Annotated in this window: 20 protein-coding genes; 12 read left to right on the forward strand and 8 right to left on the reverse strand. The window is 68.1% G+C overall.

Features of this window, described 5'->3' with window-relative positions:
• Positions 1 to 18: 18 nt before the first annotated feature.
• Together Q5696_RS20810 and Q5696_RS20815 are read right to left on the reverse strand one after the other, a co-directional pair.
• Entirely contained in the window at positions 19 to 2,172 is a 2,154-nt protein-coding gene (locus Q5696_RS20810; RefSeq protein ID WP_305095395.1) for a transglycosylase domain-containing protein, read from the reverse strand.
• A gap of 450 nt (positions 2,173 to 2,622) precedes the next feature.
• A complete protein-coding gene (locus Q5696_RS20815; RefSeq protein ID WP_305093136.1) occupies positions 2,623 to 3,048 on the reverse strand; it encodes a DUF5318 domain-containing protein in 426 nt (141 codons plus the stop codon).
• 144 nt (positions 3,049 to 3,192) lie between these two features.
• On the opposite strand from Q5696_RS20815, the gene Q5696_RS20820 reads away from it, so the two are divergent.
• From Q5696_RS20820 to abc-f, 6 genes are all read left to right on the forward strand, one after another.
• Positions 3,193 to 4,053: a DUF1707 SHOCT-like domain-containing protein gene (locus tag Q5696_RS20820; protein ID WP_305093137.1), complete on the forward strand. Its 861-nt coding sequence runs from the start codon at positions 3,193 to 3,195 to the stop codon at positions 4,051 to 4,053.
• Positions 4,050 to 4,649 (forward strand): hypothetical protein, encoded by a 600-nt coding sequence (locus Q5696_RS20825; RefSeq protein ID WP_305093138.1) that lies wholly within the window; start codon positions 4,050 to 4,052, stop codon positions 4,647 to 4,649. The genes Q5696_RS20820 and Q5696_RS20825 overlap by 4 nt, the downstream gene beginning before the upstream one ends.
• Positions 4,650 to 4,717: 68 nt before the next feature.
• On the forward strand, positions 4,718 to 5,539 hold the full coding sequence (locus Q5696_RS20830; protein WP_305093139.1) for a DUF1707 SHOCT-like domain-containing protein: 822 nt from the start codon (positions 4,718 to 4,720) through the stop codon (positions 5,537 to 5,539).
• A gap of 102 nt (positions 5,540 to 5,641) precedes the next feature.
• Positions 5,642 to 6,205: a PadR family transcriptional regulator gene (locus tag Q5696_RS20835; protein WP_305095396.1), complete on the forward strand. Its 564-nt coding sequence runs from the start codon at positions 5,642 to 5,644 to the stop codon at positions 6,203 to 6,205.
• On the forward strand, positions 6,198 to 7,295 hold the full coding sequence (locus Q5696_RS20840; protein ID WP_305093140.1) for an inositol-3-phosphate synthase: 1,098 nt from the start codon (positions 6,198 to 6,200) through the stop codon (positions 7,293 to 7,295). The genes Q5696_RS20835 and Q5696_RS20840 overlap by 8 nt, the downstream gene beginning before the upstream one ends.
• Positions 7,296 to 7,574: 279 nt before the next feature.
• Positions 7,575 to 9,185, forward strand: coding sequence for a ribosomal protection-like ABC-F family protein (gene abc-f, locus Q5696_RS20845; protein WP_305093141.1), 1,611 nt, complete (start codon positions 7,575 to 7,577; stop codon positions 9,183 to 9,185).
• A 27-nt stretch (positions 9,186 to 9,212) separates the two neighbouring features.
• On the opposite strand, the gene Q5696_RS20850 is transcribed toward abc-f, so the two are convergent.
• The 4 genes from Q5696_RS20850 to Q5696_RS20865 form a co-directional block, all read right to left on the reverse strand.
• Positions 9,213 to 9,770 carry a M23 family metallopeptidase gene (locus Q5696_RS20850; RefSeq protein WP_370654953.1) on the reverse strand — a complete coding sequence of 186 codons (558 nt, stop codon included), beginning with the start codon at positions 9,768 to 9,770 and terminating at the stop codon, positions 9,213 to 9,215.
• Between the two features lie 256 nt (positions 9,771 to 10,026).
• On the reverse strand, positions 10,027 to 10,788 hold the full coding sequence (locus tag Q5696_RS20855) for an SDR family oxidoreductase (protein ID WP_305093143.1): 762 nt from the start codon (positions 10,786 to 10,788) through the stop codon (positions 10,027 to 10,029).
• On the reverse strand, positions 10,788 to 11,852 hold the full coding sequence (locus Q5696_RS20860; protein WP_305093144.1) for a phosphotransferase family protein: 1,065 nt from the start codon (positions 11,850 to 11,852) through the stop codon (positions 10,788 to 10,790). Before Q5696_RS20860 ends, Q5696_RS20855 begins: the two co-directional genes overlap by 1 nt.
• Positions 11,849 to 13,081 carry an acyl-CoA dehydrogenase family protein gene (locus tag Q5696_RS20865; protein ID WP_305093145.1) on the reverse strand — a complete coding sequence of 411 codons (1,233 nt, stop codon included), beginning with the start codon at positions 13,079 to 13,081 and terminating at the stop codon, positions 11,849 to 11,851. The genes Q5696_RS20860 and Q5696_RS20865 overlap by 4 nt, the downstream gene beginning before the upstream one ends.
• 91 nt (positions 13,082 to 13,172) lie before the next feature.
• On the opposite strand from Q5696_RS20865, the gene Q5696_RS20870 reads away from it, so the two are divergent.
• A complete protein-coding gene (locus tag Q5696_RS20870; RefSeq protein ID WP_305093146.1) occupies positions 13,173 to 13,772 on the forward strand; it encodes a TetR/AcrR family transcriptional regulator in 600 nt (199 codons plus the stop codon).
• A 194-nt stretch (positions 13,773 to 13,966) separates the two neighbouring features.
• Positions 13,967 to 14,983, forward strand: a complete 1,017-nt coding sequence (locus tag Q5696_RS20875) for an asparagine synthase C-terminal domain-containing protein (RefSeq protein ID WP_305093147.1) — start codon at positions 13,967 to 13,969, stop codon at positions 14,981 to 14,983.
• Positions 14,984 to 15,004: 21 nt separating this feature from the next.
• Here the strand turns inward: Q5696_RS20875 and Q5696_RS20880 are convergent, their stop codons facing one another.
• Positions 15,005 to 16,612 carry a hypothetical protein gene (locus Q5696_RS20880; RefSeq protein WP_305095397.1) on the reverse strand — a complete coding sequence of 536 codons (1,608 nt, stop codon included), beginning with the start codon at positions 16,610 to 16,612 and terminating at the stop codon, positions 15,005 to 15,007.
• Between the two features lie 96 nt (positions 16,613 to 16,708).
• Positions 16,709 to 18,904 (reverse strand): transglycosylase domain-containing protein, encoded by a 2,196-nt coding sequence (locus Q5696_RS20885; RefSeq protein WP_370654954.1) that lies wholly within the window; start codon positions 18,902 to 18,904, stop codon positions 16,709 to 16,711.
• A gap of 165 nt (positions 18,905 to 19,069) precedes the next feature.
• On the opposite strand from Q5696_RS20885, the gene Q5696_RS20890 reads away from it, so the two are divergent.
• The 4 genes from Q5696_RS20890 to Q5696_RS20905 all read left to right on the forward strand — a co-directional run bounded on the left by Q5696_RS20890 (position 19,070) and on the right by Q5696_RS20905 (position 23,137).
• Positions 19,070 to 19,471, forward strand: coding sequence for a GntR family transcriptional regulator (locus Q5696_RS20890; protein ID WP_305093149.1), 402 nt, complete (start codon positions 19,070 to 19,072; stop codon positions 19,469 to 19,471).
• A complete protein-coding gene (locus tag Q5696_RS20895) occupies positions 19,468 to 20,334 on the forward strand; it encodes an ABC transporter ATP-binding protein (RefSeq protein ID WP_305093150.1) in 867 nt (288 codons plus the stop codon). The genes Q5696_RS20890 and Q5696_RS20895 overlap by 4 nt, the downstream gene beginning before the upstream one ends.
• Positions 20,331 to 21,377, forward strand: coding sequence for an ABC-2 membrane transporter-related protein (locus tag Q5696_RS20900; protein ID WP_305093151.1), 1,047 nt, complete (start codon positions 20,331 to 20,333; stop codon positions 21,375 to 21,377). Before Q5696_RS20895 ends, Q5696_RS20900 begins: the two co-directional genes overlap by 4 nt.
• Before the next feature lie 230 nt (positions 21,378 to 21,607).
• Positions 21,608 to 23,137 carry an MFS transporter gene (locus tag Q5696_RS20905; protein WP_305093152.1) on the forward strand — a complete coding sequence of 510 codons (1,530 nt, stop codon included), beginning with the start codon at positions 21,608 to 21,610 and terminating at the stop codon, positions 23,135 to 23,137.
• Positions 23,138 to 23,149 lie beyond the last annotated feature (12 nt).

Below are 23,149 nucleotides of genomic sequence, written 5' to 3' on the forward strand. Positions count from 1 at the left end.
GAGGCTACCGGGGTTCGTCTACCCGACGGGGACGGGACGCTGCAGTCCGCGTGCCGCCGCGCCGCCCTCGGGCACCAGCGGATCCGTCGTCGACTCGTCGGTGGTGTCGGTGGACTCCGGCTCCGACGTCTCGGTGGTGCGGCCCGGCGCGATGCCCGGGATCGGGATCGTCACGCCCGGCAGGATCTCCACGTTGCTCGTGGTGATCCGGATCGGCTCGGACGTCGTCGAGGACGGCGCCGACGTGGACGGCGCCGACGTCTTCGGCGGTGCCGGTGCGGTGTAGGCGGGGACACCCGAGACACCGGCGATCGGGTCCGGGGTCGGGAACTTCTCGACGTCGGTGCCCTTCAGCGCGCCGTCCATCGTGCCCTTCCAGATGTCCGACGGCAGACCCGAGCCGTAGATCATGCCGCCCCAGCTGTTCTCGAGCGGCAGCCCCTGCTCGGTACCCACCCACACGGCCGTCGACAGCGACGGCGTGTAGCCGACCATCCAGGCGTCCTTGTTCTTGCCGGTATCACCGAGCTGCGCGGTACCGGTCTTCGACGCCGACGGGCGTCCACCGGCCAGGTTGTGGCCGTTGGAGTATGCGGCGATCGGGACCATCGCGGCCGTCGTGTTGTCGGCGACGGCGGCGTCGAGGCGCTTCTCCCCGTTCGGGGTTCCGCGGTCGAGGAGGATCGTGCCGTCGGAGGTCACGACCTTCTGCACGAAGTACGGCTCGTGGTAGACGCCGGACGCGGCGAGTGTCGCGTACGCGGACGCCATGTCGAGCGGACGCGACTGGTACTGGCCCAGCACGATGCCGTTGTTGGGACCGCTGCCGTCCGGTTCGGTGAGGGACGCCCCGACGCCCGGGATCTCCTTGGGGATGCCGGCCTCGTGCGCCAGGTCGGCGATGGCCTGCGGACCGTTGTCCATCTGCAGCATCATCCGGTAGAAGCTGGTGTTGAGCGACCGCTTGAGTGCCTCGGCGATGGTGCAGGTGCCGCAGGATTCGCCGGCGACGTTGCCGATCGAGATGCCGTTGATGGTGAGCGGGCCGCTGTCGTACATCTGCGACAGCGGGATGCCCTGGTCGAGGGCCGCGGCGAGACCGAACACCTTGAACGACGATCCGGTCTGCAGGCCGGCGTTGGCGAAGTCGTAGCCGGTGCCGTCGGTACCGCCGTAGTAGGCGCGGACGGCACCGGTGTGCGGGTCGACGGAGACCACGGCGGTACGCAGCTCGGACGGCTCGCCCTCCATGTACTTCTCCACCGAGCTCTCGGCGGCCTGCTGCGCCTGCGGGTCGATGGTGGTGGTGATCTGCAGGCCCTCGGTGTTGAGGTCCTGGTCGCTGATACCGGCCGCCGACAGTTCCTGCAGAACCTGGCGCTTGATCAGGCCCTCGGGTCCCCCGCTGTTGCCGTAGTCGACCTCGGAGCTGGGGATGGTCGGCGGGAACTGCGCGGCGGCCCGGTCGGTGGCGGCGAGGGTGCCGGTGTCGACCATGCCGTCGAGGACGTAGTTCCAGCGGGTTTCGGCGCCGGTGGCGTTGAACTCGGGGTCCAGGCCGGACGGCTGCTGGATGATCGCGGCCAGCAGGGCGCCCTCGGAGACGGTCAACTGTTCGACCGGCTTACCGAAGTAGGCCTGCGAGGCGGCGGCGATACCGTATGCGCCGCGTCCGAAGTAGATGGTGTTGAGGTAGGCGGCGAGGATCTCGTCCTTGGACCACTGCTTGGCCATCTTCGACGAGATCACCAGCTCCTTCATCTTGCGGGTGAGGGAGCGTTCGGAGCCGACCATCGCGTTCTTGACGTACTGCTGGGTGATGGTGGAGCCACCGCCGGCGCTGTCGCGGCCGAGCAGGTTGTCACGCGCGGCACGACCGAACCCGGTCACCGAGAAGCCCGGATTCGAGTAGAAGTTGCGGTCCTCGGCGGCGAGTACGGCGTTGCGCACGTGCAGCGGGATCTGGTCGATCGTGACCTCGGTGCGGTTGCCTTCCGGCGGCACGACCCGGGTGATCTCCGTCGTCCCGTCGGACGCGAGGATGGTGGCGACCTGGTTGGTCTTCATGTCGCCGGGGCGCGGAACGTCCGCGGCTACGTAGGAGACCATGAACGCCAGCAGCGGCACGATCACGCCGAGCGCGACCGCCGCGAGGACGGTGCGGCGGACGATCTTCCACCGCTTCGACTTCGCCTTCTTGTTCGGGGGCTTCGGCGGCTCACCGCCGGAACCACCGCCCGGCTTGCGGGCGGTCGGCGGGGGGCCGGTGGGAGGCCGGCCGCCGGGGCCACCGCCCTGCGCGGGACGTGGTTGAGCCGGACCGGGCTGCGCGGGACGCTGCTGAGCGGGGCGTGCGGCTCCCTGGCCCTGGCGTGGTGCGGGCCGTCCGGCCGGCGGCGGACCCGGGTTGCGGCGTGGTGCCGGGCCGGTGGGCCCGTTCACGGGACGGCCGGGCTGTTGCCCGGCCGGTCGTCCACTCTGCTGGGGTCCGTTGGGTCGGCGCGGCCCGTTGGGGCGGCCGCCCTGCGGCGTGTTGGGGGAACTCACGTACCAATCTCCAGTAGTCGGGTGCCTGTGGGCAGTCCTCGGTTGTGTCGGGCGGTGGGCACAGTTGTCGGCGTCCTACTCGCTGGCGGTGCGGCGGCGAGGCGAACGACTCGACGACCGTCTCGGCTGCTTCGGCGCGGGGACCGCACCGAGTACGTAGGACTGGACCAGGTGGTTCCAGCTGCATGTGCGGCACACCTCGACCACGTGCACCGAGAACTCTTCCTCGGTCGCGGCCAGCCGGACGAGTTCCTCGGGTGTCCGGGCCGAGCCCGAGACGGGGCCCAGTTTGTCGCCGAACACCCAGGACACGAGGGTCAGTTCTTCCTTGCGGCAGACCGGGCACATCACCTCGCTGCCACGGCCGTGGAACTTGGCCGCGCGCAGCAGGTACGGGCTCGCGTCGCAGACCTCGCTGACGCCGGTCCGCCCCGAGTAGACCTCGGCGAGCAGGGACCGTCGCTGCAGCGCGTAGTCCACGACCTGCCGCTGTATCCGCACGGGACCAGAGTACGTGCGTCCGGTGCGGACAGGGCGTGTCGGACCTCGGCACGTGGGGACCGACACACGCTCTTGACAGACGATGTCCGGTGTCTTCCGGACGTGGTCGAGCGGCATTTCGGACAATTTTCTAGAATCCGAGGGATGTCCAGGCAGTCGTCACCACGCACCCGCGCACGCGATCTCGATCGGGTCCGCACCTGCGGGATGCTCGACGCCGGCTACAGCGACGGGCAGCTCGACGCGGGCGAGTACCGGGCACGGACCGACGCGGCAATGACCGCGACGACGCTCGGCGAGCTCGACGCCCTCACCGCCGATCTGCAGATCCCCGATCATCTGCTCGAGACGGTGGAACCGGACCCGGTACCGCGCCGGCAGATCCCGGGCCGTCTCGTCGCGGTGGCGATCGCCGTGCTCGCGGCCGTCGCAACCCTGGTGGCCTTGGTGGTCACGGTGAACCACGACGACGATCCGCCGACCCCCACCGAGACAGTGGCCGCGCCCGCACCGGTGCGGGCGCCGCTGCCCCAGGGGGAACCGGAGCCGATCGTGATCGAGCCGATCGACACGACGACCGCGGACGGGATCGAGAAGTTCCTGCGGCAGTTCCGGGACGAGTTCGGTGATCTGCAGGTGGACGAGGTGACGTTCTACCCGTCGCACGTCGCCTTCACCCGCATGTTCGACGGTCAGTCGCACCGCAAGCAGGGCTGGCGGTTCCAGGGCGGCTTCGAACCGTCGGGTGCACCGGAGTCACGGCCCCTCGACACCGAGACGATCGATCTGGCCGACATGGACGTCGATGCGCTGGGTGGGCTGATCGCGACGGGCGCCGACCGGCTCGCCGTGCCGAACGGGAAGGTCACGTACATCATCGTGGAACCGCAGCTGATCACCGGGGAGAAGCAGATCAAGCTCTATGCCCAGAACGGCGACAAACAGTCCGGTCACCTGACCGCCCGCCTCGACGGCACGGTCACCGACGTCTACCCGCCCTCGTGAGCGCAGCACAGCGCCGCGCGCGCCTGATCGCCGTGCTCGTGGCCGTCGTCGCCGTGGCGGGGGCACTCCTCGTACTCGTCTCGGGTGGCGACGACGACGCATCCGGTTCGTCCGGACCTGCAGCCGAGGATGTGGAACTGACCACCGCGGCAGGCCTGTCGCAACTGCTCGACGACGTCGCCGCCGAACTGGGCGACTCGAAGGTCGACAACCTGACCGTCTTCCCGGACTACGCGGTCTTCGACCGGGCCGTGCCCGGCAAACCAGGCCGTTCGGAGTCGTACCGGTACGAGATCGAGGACGGCCGGGGCCGGACGACCCGGAGCGGCGGCGACTCGTCGCGCACGAGCGCCGGTGTACCCGTCGACCTGGCTGCACTGCGGCCGAACGTGCCGACCGTGATCGGGCTGCTGTACGGCGCCGACCGCACCCTCGGAGTGACCGATCCGACCGATGTCCATCTCTCGATGAAACGGGACGACAACGTCGGCCAGGTCGTGACGATCTATGTGCAGAACCGGGACATCGGGGCTGTGGGTTACCTGACCGTCGGCTTCGACGGCAAGGTTCGCGACGTCGACCGCGCCGACCGCTGACCTGCACACAGCCGACGTTCCGGTCGGTTCTCTAGGATCGTCCGGTGCCGAAGCGAGCCTCGACCGGAATGCGCGCACGTGACCTCGATCGGGTCCGCACGTGCGAGTTGCTCGACGCCGGTTACAGCGACGGTCAGCTCGATGCGGCCGAGTATCGGGCGCGGACCGAGAAGGCGCTGGCGGCGCGGACGATCCGGCAACTCGCGGCACTCGTCACGGATCTCCAGGTTCCTGAGCATCTCGCCGCTGCGGGGTCTGCATCCGGGTCTGCGACGCCGGAGCAGCACCGTCTCCCCCGACGCGTTCTGGCCGCGATCGCCGTCGCGGCCGTGGCTGTCTACGCGGCGGTCCTGTACACGAACCGTGAGGTCGCGGCGTCCGACACGACGGCCGCGGTGGAACCGGCCCAGGCTCCGCCCGGCGAGCCGGAACCGATCGTGATCGAGCGGCTCGACCCTGTTTCGCCCGCCGGACTCCGCGAGTTCCTGCGCCGGTACGAGGCGGAGTTCGGGAATCTGCGGGTGGACGACGTGATCTTCTACCCGGACTACGCGCTGGCGACCCGAGCGCTCCCGGACCGGCCGCACCGCGAGCAGGAGTTGGTCTTCCGCGGCGGCTTCTCGGTGTCGGGGCAGTCGGGCAGTCGCGACCCGGATGCGGTCACGGTCGACCTCGCGGATCTCGACGTCGACCGGCTCGCCGAGGTACTCGTGGCCGGACCGGACCGGGTCGGTCTCCTGTCGGCAACGGTGGAGCACATCTTCGTGCGCCCGGATTCGACCGGCGATGTGCTGGTCTCTGTGCTGTTCGAGGGCCGGGACGAACGAACGGGAATGATCGACACCCGCATGGACGGCACCGTCGTCGACGTCCACCGGGCCGACCGGTAGATCGTCCACGGCCTGTCGGCATCTGTGTACCCGAATATATCGGTGCGATATAGTTGGCAATCGCATCAGTCGGTTATGGTCCGGAACTCAGGGGGTGTGGTCTTGCTCGAACTGGCGATTCTCGGGCTGCTCCTCGAGTCACCGATGCACGGGTATGAGCTGCGGAAGCGGCTCACCGGTCTGCTCGGAGCGTTCCGCGCCTTCTCCTACGGCTCGCTGTATCCGACGCTGCGTCGGATGCAGGCGAACGGTCTCATCGTCGAGGGCGGCAACGAGGACGGGGCGCTCAAGCGTCGTGCCCGCCGCGTCTACGAGCTGACCCCCGCAGGGAGGAAGCGTTTCTCCGAGCTGGTGGCCGACACCGGGCCCCAGAACTACACCGACGACGGGTTCGGCGTGCACCTCGCCTTCTTCAGCCGCACCCCCGCCGAAGCGCGGATGCGAATCCTGGAAGGCAGGCGACGGCAGGTCGAGGAGCGCCGGGAGGGGCTGCGCGACGCCATCGGGCGGGCCACCGGGTCACTCGACCGGTACACCCGCCAGCTCCACCAGCTCGGGCTCGAATCGAGCGAACGCGAAGTGCGGTGGCTGAACGAGCTGATCGCCGCCGAACAATCAACGACAGCAGCACCCGAGAAAAAAGAAGGAGAACCCGACCATGGGTGACAACAGCACCGCGGTGCGCGTAGCCATTGTGGGCGTGGGCAACTGTGCCTCGTCACTGGTCCAGGGCGTGCAGTACTACAAGGACGCGGACGAGAACTCGACCGTTCCCGGTCTGATGCACGTCAAGTTCGGCCAGTACCACGTCCGCGACGTGCAGTTCGTCGCCGCCTTCGACGTCGATGCCAAGAAGGTCGGGTTCGACCTCTCCGAGGCGATCAACGCCAGCGAGAACAACACCATCAAGATCACCGACGTCCCGCCGCTGGACGTGCCGGTGCAGCGTGGCCCGACGCTCGACGGCATCGGCAAGTACTACGCGCAGACCATCGAGGTCTCCGACGCCGACCCCGTCGACGTCGTCGCCGCGCTGAAGGCCGCCGAGGTCGACGTCCTCGTCTCCTACCTGCCGGTGGGTTCCGAGGAGGCCGACAAGTTCTACGCGCAGTGCGCCATCGACGCCGGTGTCGCGTTCGTCAACGCGCTGCCCGTGTTCATCGCATCCGATCCGGAGTGGGCCGAGAAGTTCAAGGCGGCCGGTGTCCCGATCGTCGGCGACGACATCAAGAGCCAGGTCGGCGCCACCATCACGCACCGCGTGATGGCGAAGCTGTTCGAGGATCGCGGCGTCATCCTCGACCGCACGTACCAGCTGAACGTCGGCGGCAACATGGACTTCAAGAACATGCTCGAGCGTGAGCGTCTGGAGTCCAAGAAGGTGTCGAAGACGCAGGCCGTCACGTCGATCCTCGAGGGTCCGCTGGCCGGCAAGGTCCACGACCGCAACGTCCACATCGGCCCGTCCGACTACGTCGAGTGGCTCGACGACCGCAAGTGGGCGTACGTCCGCCTCGAGGGTCGCAACTTCGGTGATGCCCCGCTGAACCTGGAGTACAAGCTCGAGGTGTGGGACTCCCCGAACTCGGCCGGCATCATCATCGACGCCATCCGCGCCGCGAAGATCGCCAAGGACCGCGGCATCGGCGGCCCGATCCTGCCCGCATCGGCGTACCTGATGAAGTCCCCGCCGGTCCAGATGCCGGACGACCAGGCTCGCGCCGAGCTCGAAGCCTTCATCATCGGGGCCGAGTAGGTCGCGTAAACCTCGTGTGGCGGTGGTCGATTCGTTCGACCACCGCCACAGGTGTATTCGGGGAGGACTCCTCCGGATAATCGGTGGTCGGGCGAATCCTCCGGTGCTACGGTGGTTTTCGTGGGTACTCTGAATCAGTAGATCGGGACGTCGCGTCGAGCATGCTCCGCGACGGGTCCTGAGCGCGCATACACATCCATCCGGTTCTGCCGGGTCGATTGCGCGAGGACACCTTTCCCCGATCGGCCCGGTTCGTCCGGGCACAAGGAGCGCACCCCCGTGTCCACCTCCCAACTCTCCCTCCGCTCGGTCTCGAAACGCTTCGGCGACCGACTCGTCCTCGACGGCGCGGACCTGTCCGTCCCGCCGGGAGCGAAGGTCGGTGTCGTCGGCGACAACGGATCCGGCAAGTCCACACTGCTCGCGCTGCTGGCCGGACATCTCCGTGCCGACAACGGTGACGTCCACGTCGTCGCCCCGGGCGGGATCGCCCATGCCGCACAGTCCCTGGACCTGCCCGACGATGCGATCGTCGCGGACGCCGTCGACCACGTCCTCGGCGACCTGCGGGCGCTCGAATCCAGGATCCGCGACCTGGAACAACGCCTGGCCGAGGCGGCCGATGGCGACCTCGGCGGCCTTTTGTCCGAATACACCGATGCGACAGAACTTTTCGAGAGCCTGGACGGCTACACCGTCGACGAGCGGGTCGACGTCGGCCTGCACGTCCTCGGGATGCCGGGCCTCGACCGGTCGCGGCGGTTGCGCACGCTCTCCGGTGGCGAACAGGCCCGGCTCGCCCTGGCCGCGAGCCTGGCGTCGAACGCCGAACTGCTCCTGCTCGACGAACCGACGAACGATCTCGACGACGAGGCCGTCACCTGGCTCGAGGAGCATCTGCTCGCACATCACGGCACCGTGGTCGCCGTGACCCACGATCGCGCGTTCCTCGATCGTCTGACCTCGGTGATCGTCGAGGTCGGTGACCGCAGGATCCGACGCTACGGCGACGGCTACGACGGATATCTCGTCGCGAAGGCCGCGGAGCGGCGACGGCGACAGCAGGAGTACGAGGAATGGAAGGTCGAGCTGGCCCGGAACACTCACCTCGTCGAGGTCGGTGCGGCACGGCTCGCCGCGATTCCCCGCAAGCAGGAGAAAGCCGGGTTCGGGCACGGGGCGTTCCGGGCGCGCGGACGTGAACACGGGGCGATGGGCCGGATCCGGGGAGCCAAGCAGAGGATCGAGCAGTTGACGACGAACACCGTTGCACCCCCGCCCGATCCGTTACGGTTCACCCCGTCGCTGACCACTCGGGGCTCCGGGGAATCCGGGGGACCGTCGGTACTGCTGGCCGACGTCCGCGTCGGGACCCGGCTCGCGGTCCCGACACTGGCGGTACCGAGGGGCGGCCGACTGCTGGTGACCGGCCGGAACGGGGCCGGCAAGACCACATTGCTGAATGTGATTGCGGGCGAGATCGTTCCCGACAGTGGGTCCGTGGTGGCACCCGAGCGGATCGGATACCTACGACAGGCACCACGCTCGTGGCCCTCCTCGGCGACGTTGCTGCAGGCGTACGGGGAAGAGTGTCCCGGCGACCCGGACGAGGTGGCGTCGGAACTGCTCTCGCTCGGGCTGTTCCGCCCCGACGATCTGCACCGACGGATCGCGGACCTGTCCTTCGGGCAGCGTCGGCGCCTCGAGGTGGCACTGTTGTCCACCTCCGGCGCCGACCTGCTGCTCCTGGACGAGCCCACGAACCATCTCGCACCGGTGCTCGTCGAGGAACTGGAGAACGCCCTCGACGCGTTCGACGGCTCCGTCGTCGTCGTCACCCACGATCGGCGGATGCGGCGACGTTTCGACGGTGACCACCTGGAACTGTGATCCTCGGTCGGCCCGCGGCGGGCAGGGTCACCAGGTCGGGGAGACGCCGTTGGCCTGCAGCCAGGTCTGGGGGTCGACCTGCCGGCCGCTGGGATCCCAGACCTCGAAGTGCAGGTGTGGGCCCGTCGACTGGCCACGGTTGCCGACCGTCGCGATCTGCTGCCCCGCGGCGACATGCCGGCCGACACCGACGATGTAGGTGTCGACGTGGCCGTACACCGTGATCGTGCCGTCGTTGTGCTGCACGCGGACCCACTGCCCGAACCCGGAGGCCGGGCCGGCCGAGATCACCGTGCCGGCCGCGGCCGAGTGGATCGGTGTGCCGAGTCCGGCACCGATGTCGATACCGTTGTGATGACTGCCCCAACGCGGCCCGTAGCTCGACGTCAGGACTCCGGAAACTGGTTGCACTACAGACGAACTCGATCCGAACATGTGGACGGATCCGATGCTTCGGGAGAATTGCGGCGACGCGGATGCGGTGGTGATGCCGAGCTGCGCGCCTCCGGCGAGGAGGGTTCCGGCGACGGCGACGACCACTGCCGCCTTCAGGGATCGACGACGAGTACCGGAATTCGACGGGATCGTGTTGCGAACGAAACGGTGCGGCTGGTGATGCTTGCCCACGGGGTTACCTCATTTGTGTCCTGCTCAGCGGCCCCAGGAAAAGTGCTTCCGTGGGGCCCGTCACAAAAGAGTAACGAAGCTGTATCAATCCGTCGATAGTTATCGGATATTTATTTTCATCGTCTAATAAACCGACCAGTTTCGAGTAATTGCAGGTCAGAACCCCGTCCGGTCGATCGCGATGGGCTAGATACCGCCACGCGTCACCTCGGAATCAGGACATCTTCGACACCACCGACAGTGGCAGCACCTTCATCGCGACGGACAGCGGCGCCCACGGCCACGCCGGAACGTACGCCTTATTCGGTTCCTTCTCGATCGTCGCAGCCAGGGCACGACAGCCGGTGTCAGTGTCGACGATGAACGGAACCTTCTTCACCTTCTCGTTGATCTCGGAACGGATGAAGCCGGGAAAAATGGTGGAGACGTCGATACCGGTTTTCGCGAGGTCGGCGCGCATACCCTCGCCGAGCGCCGCCACCCCGGCCTTGGACGCCGCGTAGGTGGTGAGATTGCGCGGCATCCCGCGCATCGCGCTCACCGACGAGATCAGCACCACGTGGCCGGTGTTCCGCGGCCGGAACAGCTCGAGCGCCGCCTCGCTCTGTGCGAGGGCACCCAGGAAATTCGTCTGTGCCGTCGCCGCGTTGGCGCGAAAGTATCCGGTGCCCAACGGCTGTCCCTTTCCGAGGCCGGCGTTGACGATCACCCGGTCCAGGCCGCCCAACTCCTCGTCGAACTCCCGGAACACGCTGAACACCTGGTCGTGGACGTCGACGTCGAGTTCGCGGATCGCGACCGTGATACCGGGATTCGCGGCGAGCAGTTCGTCGCGCAGCTCCTCGAGCCGTTCGGTGCGCCGCGCCGCGAGCGCGAGATTGCGTCCCCGCGAGGCGAATTCGCGGGCCATGCCCCGCCCGAGTCCCGAGCTGGCGCCGGTGACGAGAATGTTCCTGCGCGTCGTGCGGCTGCCCACTAGTTCTCCTCCGTGTCGATCAGTTCGTTGCAGCGAGTGTCGAGATAGCCCACGGCGATCCAGAAGTGCTCGAACGCCGGATTGGTGGTCTGCCCGTGGTGGAAGCGGTAGTAGATCTGCTGTGCGATCACCGCCAGCCGGAACAGCCCGAACACCTCGTAGAAGCGCCAGTTGTCGATCGGCAGACCCGTACGCTCGCCGTAGTATTCGACGATCTCGCGGCGCGTGAGCATGCCCGGCAGGTCCGACGGCTGCCGCTTGGTCGCCAGCATCATCGGATGGTCGTCGGCCTGCACCCAGTACGCCAGGCTGGAGCCGAGGTCCATGAGCGGATCACCGACGGTGGCGAGTTCCCAGTCCAGCACGGCGCGCGGCCGCAGGTCGTCACCGAGGACGACGTTGTCGAGCCGGAAGTCGCCGTGGATCACCGTCGACGCGATGTCGGCGGGCTGGTTGTCGGCGAGCCACCGCATCACCTGCGCGAAGTCTGGGACGTTGTCGGTGCGGGCGGCGGCGTAACGTTTGGTCCAACCCGCGACCTGCCGGGCGACATATCCTGTGCCGCGGCCGAACTCGTCGAGACCCGACGCGGCGGCGTCGACACCGTGTAGTTCGATCAGCAGGTCGATCACCTGCAGGCACAGCTCCCGCGTGTTCGCCGGGGTGAGCCCGAGTTCGGCCGGGGGAGCGGACCGCAGGATGGTGCCCTCGACCCGTTCCATGACGTAGAAATCGCTGCCCAGCACCGACGGATCGGTGCACAACCCCACCATCGCCGGCACGTGCGGGTACACCGGCGCGAGCAGCGACTGGATGCGGTACTCGCGGACCATGTCGTGCCCGGATGACGGCTTGGCCCCGGCCGGCGGGCGCCGCAGCACCAGATCGCGGTCCGGGTAGCGCAGCAGATAGGTCAGGTTGGACGCGCCACCGGCGAACTGTCGGACCTCGGGAATGCCGTCCTCGGGCACACCGTTCGCGCGGAGCCACTGCGCGACGGTCTCGACGTCGAACGCGTCCTCGTCGCGGACGGTGCGCGCGTTCTCCGGCAGCTTCGCGGTCACTGGTACTTACCCAACTCGAAGCGGGCCACGAGACCCTGGTGGACCTCGTCGGGACCGTCGGCCAGCCGCAACGCCCGGGCCGCCGTCCACGCGCCGGCGAGCGGGAAGTCGTCGGACAGGCCGCCGCCGCCGTGGAGCTGGATCGCGAAGTCGATCACCTGCTGCGCCACCCGCGGTGCGGCGACCTTGATCTCCGACACCGCGGACCGGGCACCGAAGATGCCCTGGGTGTCGAGCAGCCACGCCGTGTTGAGCACGAGCAGTCGGAGTTGGTTGATGGCGATGCGGGCGTCGGCGACGCGTTCCCGGTTGCCACCCAGGTTGATCAGCGGCTTGCCGAAGGCGACGCGTTCGGTGCCGCGGCGGATCGCCAGCTCGAGCGCGGCCTCCGCGAGCCCGACCAGGCGCATGCAGTGGTGCACGCGGCCGGGACCGAGGCGTCCCTGCGCGATCTCGAATCCCCGTCCGGGGCCGGCGATGATCGCATCCAGCGGCAGCCGGACGTTCGTGAACGAGACCTCGCCGTGGCCGCCCGGCCCGTCGTAGAACCCCATGGTCGAGAGCATCCGCTCGACCTTCACGCCGGGGGTGTCGAGCGGGACCAGCACCATCGAATGCCGTTGATGCTTGGGCGCTTCCGGATCGGTGAGGCCCATGAAGATGAGGATCTTGCAGTCCGGGCTGCCGATGCCGGTGCTCCACCACTTGCGGCCGTCCAGCACCACCTCGTCGCCCTCGACGACGGCGGTGGCCGCCATGTTGGTGGCGTCGGACGACGCGACGCCGGGCTCGGTCATGCAGAACGCAGAACGGATCTCGCCGTCCAGCAACGGTTTCAGCCAGCGTTCCTTCTGGTCGTCGCTGCCGTAGTGGTAGAGCACCTCCATGTTGCCGGTGTCGGGGGCGTCGCAGTTGAAGACCGCGGAGACGAACGGGGAGCGGCCCATCTCCTCGGCGAGCGGCGCGTAGTCGACGTTGCTCAGGCCGGCACCGAGTTCGGCGTCGGGCAGGAAGAGGTTCCACAGTCCCTGCGCGCGGGCCTTCGCCTGCAGGGCACGGAACTCGTCGGACACCTGCCACATCGCGGCACCGGGGACGTCGGCGCGCTGGGCGAACGGCGCGATCCGCTCGGCCCGCAGCCGGGCCTCGACGGGAGCGACCTCGGTCGCGATGAACTCACGCAGTCGGTCCAGATACTCCTGCGACCGCGCGCTCGGGGCGAAATCCATACCGGCCTCCAAGTCGTCGACTAACTGAGCATTGCTCAGTTAACCTAAACGTAGACTTGCCCCGCAATCAAGAACCTGGATGGTGCATTTCTTGTCCACTCGAACCGAGACGACGGAACCGACGGCGCGGCGGCGACTCCCACCGGAGGAACGCAAGCGGCAGCTCGTCGCGATCGGCCTGCAGGAACTGTCGACACGGCCGATCCACGCGCTGTCGATCGACCAGGTGGCCCAGAAGGCCGGCATCTCCCGCGGCCTGCTGTTCCGGTACTTCCCGACCAAGCAGGACTACTACGTCGCGGTCGTCGGCGCAGCCGCGCGAAGGCTGCTCCGGGCCGCAGTGCCGGACGCGGCCGACCCGACCGCCGATCAGCTGCGGGCCGTCGTGCACGCGTTCGTCTCGTTCGTCGACCGGCACGGCGACAACTACCAGTCGTTCTTCCACGGCGGTTTCGGCGCCGACCCGCAGATCCGGGAGATCCGCGAACACATGAAGAACACGATGGTCGAGCGCACCCTCGCGGCCACCGGCACCGAACCGTCGCCGACCGTCCGGATGCTGCTGCGCGCGTGGTGGTCGATGGTGGAGAGCCTCGCGATCGACCGCACCACCGATCCGGTCTTCACGGTCGACGACGTCGTCGACCGGGCGATCGACGCACTGCCGATTCCCTCCGGCGCCACCGGCTGAACCCACTCGGAACAGAAGAACCGGGTCCACCGAGCGTCCGGCCCGCGCTGACGACGCCGGTAGCGGGTGGCTCACGGTGGCTGCGGTCAGCCCACGCCACATTGGAAAATAGGGCGAATGGGACCGCCGGGAGAGGGGTCCTGCCTACAATCCGCCGTACCGGTCACCGTGATCGACAGAAAAGGAACCCACACGTGCGCCAGCCCCTTGCCGGACAGACCGCCACCGGCGTGCAGTATGTCGCCGACTGCGAGAACGTCGACATCGACGGCATCGAACTACGCACGATCACCGACGCGGACACGGCCGCTCTCGCCGTCGCGGACGAGACGGCCGACCGGCTACGGGCTGTGTTCGACGCCTTTCGCGGTCGCCCCATCGTGCTGTTGTCCGGCGGTGTCGACTCGATTCTCGTCGCGGCGACGGCCGCGACACTCGGCACCCGCCCACACGCGATCACCGTCGTCACCGATGTCGATACCGACGACTACGGTCCGGCCTCCGCCGCGGCGCAGGCACTCGGACTCACCCACGAGGTCATCTACCTCACTCAGGACGAGGTCGTCGACCTCGCCGAACGCACCACCCGCATACTCGGGACCGCCGAACTGTACGAGGTCGCCGCCGCGATTCCGTTGGTAGCTGCCAGGAACGCGATCGCCGCGCACGCCGCCCAACAGGACGAAGCCGTGGCCCTCCTCACCGGGAGCGGCGCCGACGCCATCTTCGCCGGGGGCCGATTCGTCACCGCGCCCATCGATTCTCCCTCCGCGACAGCCGAACTGGATGCATTCGTCCGTGCGGAGGTGTGCGCCAACTTCGTCCGCCACCGCCTCGTCCCCGACTACTACGAACGCGTCCTCGGCGACTTCGCCGACAATCTCGTCCACGTGTTCCAGACGGAACGCTTCTGGCAGATCGGCCGGACGCTCGCCCCGCCCGCACTGTTCCGGAACGTCGACGGCACAGTGCGGGACAAGATGCCGCTACGGATCGCGTGCTCGAACACCCTTCCGTCCGGAGCGGCCTCCCTGGCGTGGACACGCAAGTCACCGATCCAGCGGAGTACCGGAGTACTCGGTGCGCTCACGCAGGCCGCGCGGGCGTCGGCCGCGTGCCTGCCCGGCGCCGGCACCTACTCCGATCCGCTCACCGAGCCGATCGAGAACGTCGCGGTGCGTCTCTACCTGCACCACGTGGCCCGCTCGTGATCGGACCGCCGGGTGCGTGGATCAGCGCACCACGAGGTCGTGGTCGGTGGCGCTGAGCGTGATCGCCGCGATCTGCTTGCCACGCATCCAGTCCCGCACGAATGCGTCGAGCACGGGGTCGTTGCCGCGGGCGTCGAACTGCTTCTGCGGGATCTCGATCGCCCCGACGAGGTGCCGGGGATTGCCGTCGAGTCCGGCACCACGCGGCGCGAACCGCAGACCGTCGGCGGTGTGCACGATCACCTCGATCTCGGCTCCGTCGGGTGCGGTCACGGTGGCGGTGCGCGTCGTCGCGACCGGATCGAAGTGCTCGAGCGTCAACCGGTAGCCGGACGGCCCGGCGTGCAGGCCGACCTGGTCGAGCAGGCGCGGGTCGAGGATCGAGTACGGCAGCACACTGTCGACGAGGACCTGGCCGTCCACCCACGCGTCCCGTGACGGCAGATCGGTGGACAGGGTCCACGGTGCGGCCGGGGCCAGGGTGTCGGCGGAGCGGTCCCGCGGCGAGTTCGCGAGCGGGGTGCCGGGCAGCTCGGCGCCGGTCGCGGTGAACTCCCAGCCGCTCGCGGTCAGATGCTTGTGCCAGAAGCCGGTGACACCGTCGCGGCTACCGGCGACCCGCAGTTCGCGGGCGTCCGGGCCGACGCCGGTGGAGTGCACGCTGATCGCCGACGTGATGTCGCCGGGGATCTTGGGCTGACGCACCCAGTCCTGTGCGGGCAGCTGGATCGCGGCGTAGCCCTTGAACCACGACTCGAACGCCGAGTTCGGTGCGGTCGGCTTCCCGGTCTGGTCGTCCCAGCTGTACCGGAAGAAGATCGAGTCCGAGCCGGAGCCGTCGACGTCGAAGTTGCGGGTGTACATGTCGCCGTACTCGTTGGTCACGAACGTCGTCGACGCGGACGACGACAGTGCCACCGATTTGAAGCGGCCGCCGAGCGGACCACCGATCTCGTAGCTGTCGTCGTTCGGCAGCCACGGGTCCGCGTAGGTGATGCGGCTGCCGTCCCCCGTCAGCGACGGCACCATCGTCATCTTCGCCAGACCGAAGTAGTGCAGGCGACCGGCGACGTCCGCGTACGTCTGGTTGTCCCACGGTGACGCGACGGACAGCGCCCACTGCCCGGCCTCGCCGCCGAGGAGCCGTTTGCCGCCGGCCGTCCAGAGCGGGGCACCGAACGCCGACGTCCAGTTCCACGTCAGCGGCGTCTGCGACGCGTTGTCCATCGTGTAGATCCAGCCGTCGGCGTCGAGCGCGACCAGCTCGTCGTCGTCCGCGGAGATGCCGACGAGGGTGCCGCGGAGGCAGTCCGGCAGCGGCACGTACCGCCACGGCTCGGCGTTCTCGCCGTTCCACGCCCGCGGCCGGGTCAGCAGGGCACCGTCGTCGACCAGCGCGAAGTCCCAGAACTTGTTGAACTGGGTTGTCTGCGTCCGCAGTTCGACCGACGACGGTGCGTGGTCGCCGAGGAACGGCGGCAGGGTCGCGAGCCCGTCACGAGCTCCCATCGACGGCAGGCCCGGCGGCAGCTGGGCGGTCCCGAACGGCACACACGACGCCGGCCCCGACGGCGCCGCCGAGGCCGGTGCCGCCGTCAGCACTCCCGCGAGCACGCCGGCACACACCACCGTGCCGCCGAACCGGGACAGGAACCGTCGACGAGAACCATGATCATTCACGTCGTCGACTATCCCAGAAAATCGGACGATATTCGCATCGTGTGGTTACCCGGGCAGCGGAATCCGGATGCCCGGCAGGATCTCGATGAACCTGGGGGCCGGGGGCGGAGGCAACTGCGGTGCGGCCGGGGGAGCGCCCGGTGCCGGCGCGTCGGGCGCGGCTGCGCCCGTCGTGGGAGTGCCGGTGGAGACCCCGGTGAACGCCGGGACGCCGGCCTGGCCGCCGATCGGATCCGGCCACGGGAACTTCTCCACCGGGGTGCCCTGCAGTGCCCCGTCCATCGTCTTCTTCCAGATGTCCGACGGCAGACCCGACCCGTACACCGATCCGCCCCAACTGTTCTCGACGGCCTGAGAGTCCGCGGTACCCACCCACACGGCCGTCGACAGCGACGGCGTGTAACCGACCATCCAGGCGTCCTTGTTCCTGCCGGTGTCACCCAACTGCGCGGTACCGGTCTTCGACGCCGACGGGCGTCCACCGGCCAGGTTGTGGCCGGCCGAGTAGGCCGCGATCGGCAGCATCGCCTGCGTGGTGTTCTCGGCGACGGCGGCGTCGAGGCGGCGTTCCCCCTCGGACGCCGGCCGGTCGAGCAGGACGTCACCGTCGGCGGTCACGACCTTCTGCACGAAGTACGGCTCGTGGTAGACGCCGGACGCGGCCAGGGTCGCGTACGCCGACGCCATGTCGAGGGGACGGGACAGATACTGCCCCAGCACGATTCCGTTCTCCGGCGACCCGCCTTCCTGGGTGAGGGTGGGATACTCCCAGCCCGGCACCGTCTCGGGGATACCGGCCTCGTGGGCGGCATCGGCGATCTTCTGGGCACCGTCGTCCATCGACAGCGTCAACCGGTAGAAGCTGGTGTTGAGCGAACGTTTGAGCGCCTCGGCGATGGTGCACTTGCCACACGACTCGCCGCCGACGTTGCCGATCGACACACCGTAGATGCTCAGCGGCGAGCTGTCGTACGTCTGCGACAGCGGAATCCCCTGCTGCAGTGCGGCAACCAGGCCGAACACCTTGAACGCCGAACCGGTCTGCAGGCCGGCCTGCGCGAAGTCGAAGCCCTTGCCGTCGGCGCCGCCGTAGTAGGCGCGCACCGCACCGGATCGCGGATCCACCGACACCACGGCGGTCCGCAGGTTCTCCGGCTCCCCGTCGAACGTCGACTCCACGGCGTCGACCGCGGCCCGCTGCGCGGTGGGATCGATCGTGGTGGTGATCTGCAGGCCCTCGGTGTTGAGGTCCTGTTCGCTGACGCCGGACGCCGTGAGCTCGCGCAGCACCTGCGCGCGGATCAACCCTTCCGGTCCGGGCGCGGCACCCGAGTCGGCGACCGGCGCCTGCGGTAGGACCACCGGGAACTCGGTGGCCTGCCGCTCCTCCGGAGTCAGCGTCGACATCGTCACCATGCCGTCGAGGACGTAGTTCCACCGCGCCGTCAGCGCATCCGGGTTGGTGACCGGATCGAGACTCGACGGGGACTGGATCACCGCGGCCAGCACGGCCCCCTCCGCGACCGTGAGGTCGGCGAGCGGCTTGCCGAAGTAGGCGTCGGATGCGGCCGCGATGCCGTACGCGCCGCGACCGAAATAGATGGTGTTGAGGTAGGCGGCGAGAATCTCGTCCTTGGACCACTCGCGGGCCATCTTCGACGAGATCACCAGTTCCTCGAGTTTGCGGTCGATCGACCGTTCGGAACCGACGAGCGTGTTCTTGACGTACTGCTGGGTGATGGTGGAGCCGCCGCCGGCACTCTCGCGACCGAGGATGTTGTCGCGGGCGGCCCGCGCGAACCCGGACACCGAGAAACCCGGGTTGGAGTAGAAGTCGCGGTCCTCCGCGGAGAGCACCGCGTTGCGCATCTGCACCGGGATCTCGTCGATCGCCACCTCGGTGCGGTTGCCCTCGGGCGGCACGACACGGGCGATCTCCGTCGAACCGTCGGCCGCGAGGATCGTCGACACCTGGTTGGTGCGCATGTCCGACGGCCGCGGCACATCCGCGTTCTTGTAGGAGACCCCGAACCAGACCAGCGGCACGGTGATCAGCAGTACCAGCACGACCAGGCTCGCGTACAGCGTGATCCGCAGGCCCTTGCGACGAGACTTCCCGGGCTTGGCCTTCGCCGCCTTCGGTTTCGCCTTTGCCTTCGCCTTCGGCTTCGGTTTCGGTTTCGGTTTCGACGCGGCCGGGCCCGTCTTCCCGGGACCACCGGTATTCGTTGAATTCACTATCGAACTTCCGTCTCGAACAGCACGTCACCGGCATTTTCGCACCGGACAAGGGTCGGACGCGACATTTGCCCCGACACGCGCAGAACCTCGCGAACAGGTTGACATCCGGCATCGCCTCCATGCAACCTCTATTTCACTAATGTTGTAGTTGAATGGAGGTTCGGTGTGGTCGAGTTCCACATCAACCGGCGGTCCGGGATCCCCGCCTACGTCCAGCTGGTGCTCCAGGTGAAACAGGCGCTGCGGCTCGGCGACCTCGCACCGGGTGACCGCCTGCCCACCGCGAAGGACGTCGTCGCGGCCTGCACCGTCAACCCGAACACCGTGCTCAAGGCGTACCGGGAACTCGAAAACGACGGGCTCGTCGAAGCACGCCCCGGCCTGGGGACGTTCGTCACCCGCTCCCTCGCCAAACCGGGCATGGCCGAGCGGCACGCCCTGCAGGACGAACTGTCCACCTGGGTGCGGCACGCCGCGGCAGCCGGCCTCGACCGCTCCGACCTCGAGGCCCTCGTGACCGCGGCACTCGACAGCGAATTCGGCGACGACACAGGAGAATCCAGATGACCGAGACACACGAGGTCGCACTGTCGGTGCGTGACGTCCACAAGCGGTTCCGCCGCACCGACGCCCTGCGCGGATGCAGCTTCGACGTGCAGCGCGGCAGCATCACCGCCCTCGTCGGCGCGAACGGCGCCGGCAAGTCGACACTCATGTCGATCGCCGTCGGGCTACTCGAACCCGACTCCGGTGAAGTGACCGTCCTCGGCCGGCAACCGGACCGCCGCGGCATCGCACCCGGCCTGGCGTACGTCGCACAGCACAAGCCGCTCCACCGCGGCTTCACCGTCGCCGACACCCTGCTGTTCGGCGCGAAGACCAACACACAGTGGGACGACGCCTACGCGTCACGGCTCGTGACCGACGCCGGAATCCCCCTGACAGCGCGGGTGAAAACCCTGTCGCCCGGACATCGGGCCCGCGTCGCACTGGCCCTCGCCCTCGGGCGGCGCCCCGACGTGCTGCTCCTCGACGAACCCCTCGCCGAACTCGATCCACTCGCACGGCGCGACGTCGTCCGCACCCTCATGGAAGACGCCGCCGACCACGGCACCACCGTCGTCCTGTCGTCACACGTGCTGTCCGAGGTCGCCGAGATCGCCGACCAGATCGTCATCCTCGGCTCCGGACGCACCCGGCTCACCGGCGCACTCGACGACCTCGTCGACGAGCACTACCTGCTCACCGGACCCGCCGACCCCCGGGACGTCGTCGCCGACGGCACCGTCGTCGACACCCACCGCAGCACACACCTCGTGCGCGGCCCACGCCCCACCGCCACCGCCACCGACGGATGGCGCATCGAACCCGCGAACCTCGACGACATCGTCCTGGCCTACCTGACCGCAACCACCGAGGAGGCAGCATGATCTGGGTGACGTGGCGGCAGTACCGCACGACGATCCTCGCCGCGACCGGCACGGTTCTGGCACTGGCAGTGGTGGCCGCGGCGTGCGGGATCATCGTGCGGCGCGATGGCGGCCGATACTTCGGCACCGCCTTCGGATGTGGCAAAGGCCCTGAGTGCCTGGCCGAATCGGGTCTGACCCTCATCACCCTGCTGACGCTGGCGATGCCGGTTCTCCTCGGCGCCCTCGTCGGTGTCACCGTGTTCTCCCGCGACATCGAACGCGGCACCCACGTACTCGGCCTGACGCAGTCCGTGAGCCGGCTGAGGTGGTACTGGACGCGGACCCTGGTGGTGTTCACACCGATCGTGGTCGCCATGGTGATTCTCGGGTCAGTTCTCGAGTGGACGCGAGCCTTCCTGCGGGACAGCAACTACGCCTTCTTCTCGACAATGTGGTCCGGCCACTCAGCGCTGTCGTATCCGTTGTTCCAGTCCACCGGCCCGATCGCCGGCGCCTACACCGTCCTCGGTCTCACCGTCGGCAGCTGCCTGGCGCTACTGCTGCGGAACACACTGGGCGCCATGGTGCTGACACTGATCGCGACGACCGCGGTGCTCGTCGGCTTCCAGGTCGTGGCGCGGCCGTACTATGCGACGCCGCGGGTGGAGGTGCAGGAACTCGGATCCAACCCCTATGGAGCGCAGTACGCCTCGGACATCGGGGCTACGTGGACGATCGGGTCGGCGTACGTCGACACGAACGGCCGCGACGTCGACTTCGACTACTCGAACTGCAACCACGTGTGGAACAACCTCGGCTGGGAGCAGCGCCCCGACGAAACCCGGGCCGAGTACGACGCACGAACGGACCTCCTCATCGAACAGCAGAACCGCGAGTTCGCCGACTGCCAGCGCGCCCAGGGCATCGATCATTTCGAGGTCCGCTATCACCCGGACACCCTGTTCCGGCGTTTCCAGACGATCGAAGTGCTGCTGACACTGGCGCTTTCGGCGCTGCTGCTGATCCCGTCACTGTGGGCGGTGCGCCGGCTGCGGCCCTGACCGGACGACACGATGGGCGAAGCATCACAATTGTGATTCTTCGCCCATCGGTGTCTCGAAACCGACTATTCGTGAACATGTTTCGGCACTCGGGGCAGTAAATCGTGCGAGTTCCCGAACATCCCACTGAACGGACATGTGACTGGCGTCACGCATCGCGCATCAGTGTCATGTGAGGGCTCGAACTCACTCGAGCTCACCCCGTTTCGGTGTCCGAAAGGATGACACGGATGGCCTTCACCCCGACCGACGGCACGACACCGTCGCCCGCCGGAGACAACGCCGGCTGGAACCCGCGGCTCGTGCTCTCACTGGCCGCGATCGTGCTCCTGCTCGAGCTGCTCGCAGTCAGCTACATCATGATCTCGACGGCCCTGCCGGCGATCGCCACGCACTACCAGACCACCCAGGGCGCATGGCTGTTGACCGCGTTCCTCCTGGTCGGCGCCATGTGCGCCCCACTGATCGGCAAGCTCGCCGACATGTACGGCAAACGCAAGATGCTGCTGGCCTGCGTCGCGATCTCCCTCGTCGGATCGCTCGTCTCCGCACTCGCCACGTCGTACGCGATGATGATCGCCGGCCGCTGCCTGGCCGGACTGATGGTGCCGACCCTGTTCCTCAGCTACTCGCTGATCCGCGACGTCTTTCCCGCGAAGACGGTGCCGCTCGCCGTCAGCATCGCCACCAGCGGCATGGGCCTGATCGCGATCCCCGCACCGTTCCTCACCGGGTGGCTGCTCGACGACTTCGGCTTCCGGGCCATCTTCTGGTTCTTCGTGGTGTGCCTCGTCGTGCTCGGCGGACTGATCCAGCTCACCACACCCGAATCGAACGTCCGACTCCGGTCCAGTATCGATTTCGTCGGCGCGGTCCTGCTCGGCGCAGGTATCGCTGGCATCCTCATCGCCCTCAGCTTCGGACCCTCCTGGGGCTGGGCGAACGGCGGAACCCTCGCGTTCCTGATCGGCGGCATCGCACTCGTGATCGCGTGGCTCGTGTCGGCCCGGATGGTCACCGAACCGCTGATCGATCTCGACGTGCTCGGCAAGCGTCCCGTTCTGCTCACCACGATCGGCTCCGGTGTCGTCTACGGATCGTCCGGACTGTTCACGATCCTGCTGCCGATGATGGTCATGACCCCGGCGATCCTGGGCCTGGGCTACGGATTCGGTGTCGACGCCGAAGGTTTCGCGCTGTACCAGGTTCCGGTCGGCGGCGCCGTCGTGCTCGGCGGCCTGCTCGTCGGCACTCTCGTCGGCCGCGGAACCCGGCCTCGCACGACGCTGGTGATCGGACTGCTCCTCAACTCCGTCGCGTTCGCATCGATCGCGCAGGCCAACGACACCACGGTCGTCGTCATGATCGTCTGTGCGATCTTCGGTTTCGGTATGGGCATGGGCTACGCGTCGATCCCCAACCTGCTGATCGAGGCCGTGCCGCCTCAGTTGCAGGCCAGCTCCGCATCCATGGTGGGGGTGGCCCAGTCGGTGTTCCCGGCGGTGCTCCCCGTCGTCGCGTTCACGATCATGAACAACTCGCACATCGCCGTGCTTCCGGCTGAGGTGCAGGCTCAGATGCAGGGCGCCGTGTTCTACGCCGAGAGCGGCTTCCAGATCGCGTTCTGGATCGGCGCGATCGTCGCACTGGTCGGAGCCGGTGTGGCATTCCTGTTGCCGCGCAACATCGAACAAGTGGCAGTGCCGACGACGTCCACGCGAACCGATGCGGGTGGCGACGAACTGGTCACCGCGGGCTGACCCCGGGGCCCG

The organism is Prescottella sp. R16, from assembly GCF_030656875.1.
Classification (GTDB): domain Bacteria; phylum Actinomycetota; class Actinomycetes; order Mycobacteriales; family Mycobacteriaceae; genus Prescottella.

What these genes read in the sequence shown, in the direction of transcription:
- Q5696_RS20820 (WP_305093137.1), top strand. Translation starts at nt 3,193, where the DNA reads ATGTCCAGGCAGTCGTCACCACGCACCCGCGCACGCGATCTCGATCGG.
- Q5696_RS20830 (WP_305093139.1), top strand. Translation starts at nt 4,718, where the DNA reads ATGCGCGCACGTGACCTCGATCGGGTCCGCACGTGCGAGTTGCTCGAC.
- Q5696_RS20840 (WP_305093140.1), top strand. Translation starts at nt 6,198, where the DNA reads ATGGGTGACAACAGCACCGCGGTGCGCGTAGCCATTGTGGGCGTGGGC.
- Q5696_RS20865 (WP_305093145.1), bottom strand. Translation starts at nt 13,081, where the DNA reads ATGGATTTCGCCCCGAGCGCGCGGTCGCAGGAGTATCTGGACCGACTG.
- Q5696_RS20895 (WP_305093150.1), top strand. Translation starts at nt 19,468, where the DNA reads ATGACCGAGACACACGAGGTCGCACTGTCGGTGCGTGACGTCCACAAG.
- Q5696_RS20900 (WP_305093151.1), top strand. Translation starts at nt 20,331, where the DNA reads ATGATCTGGGTGACGTGGCGGCAGTACCGCACGACGATCCTCGCCGCG.
- Q5696_RS20905 (WP_305093152.1), top strand. Translation starts at nt 21,608, where the DNA reads ATGGCCTTCACCCCGACCGACGGCACGACACCGTCGCCCGCCGGAGAC.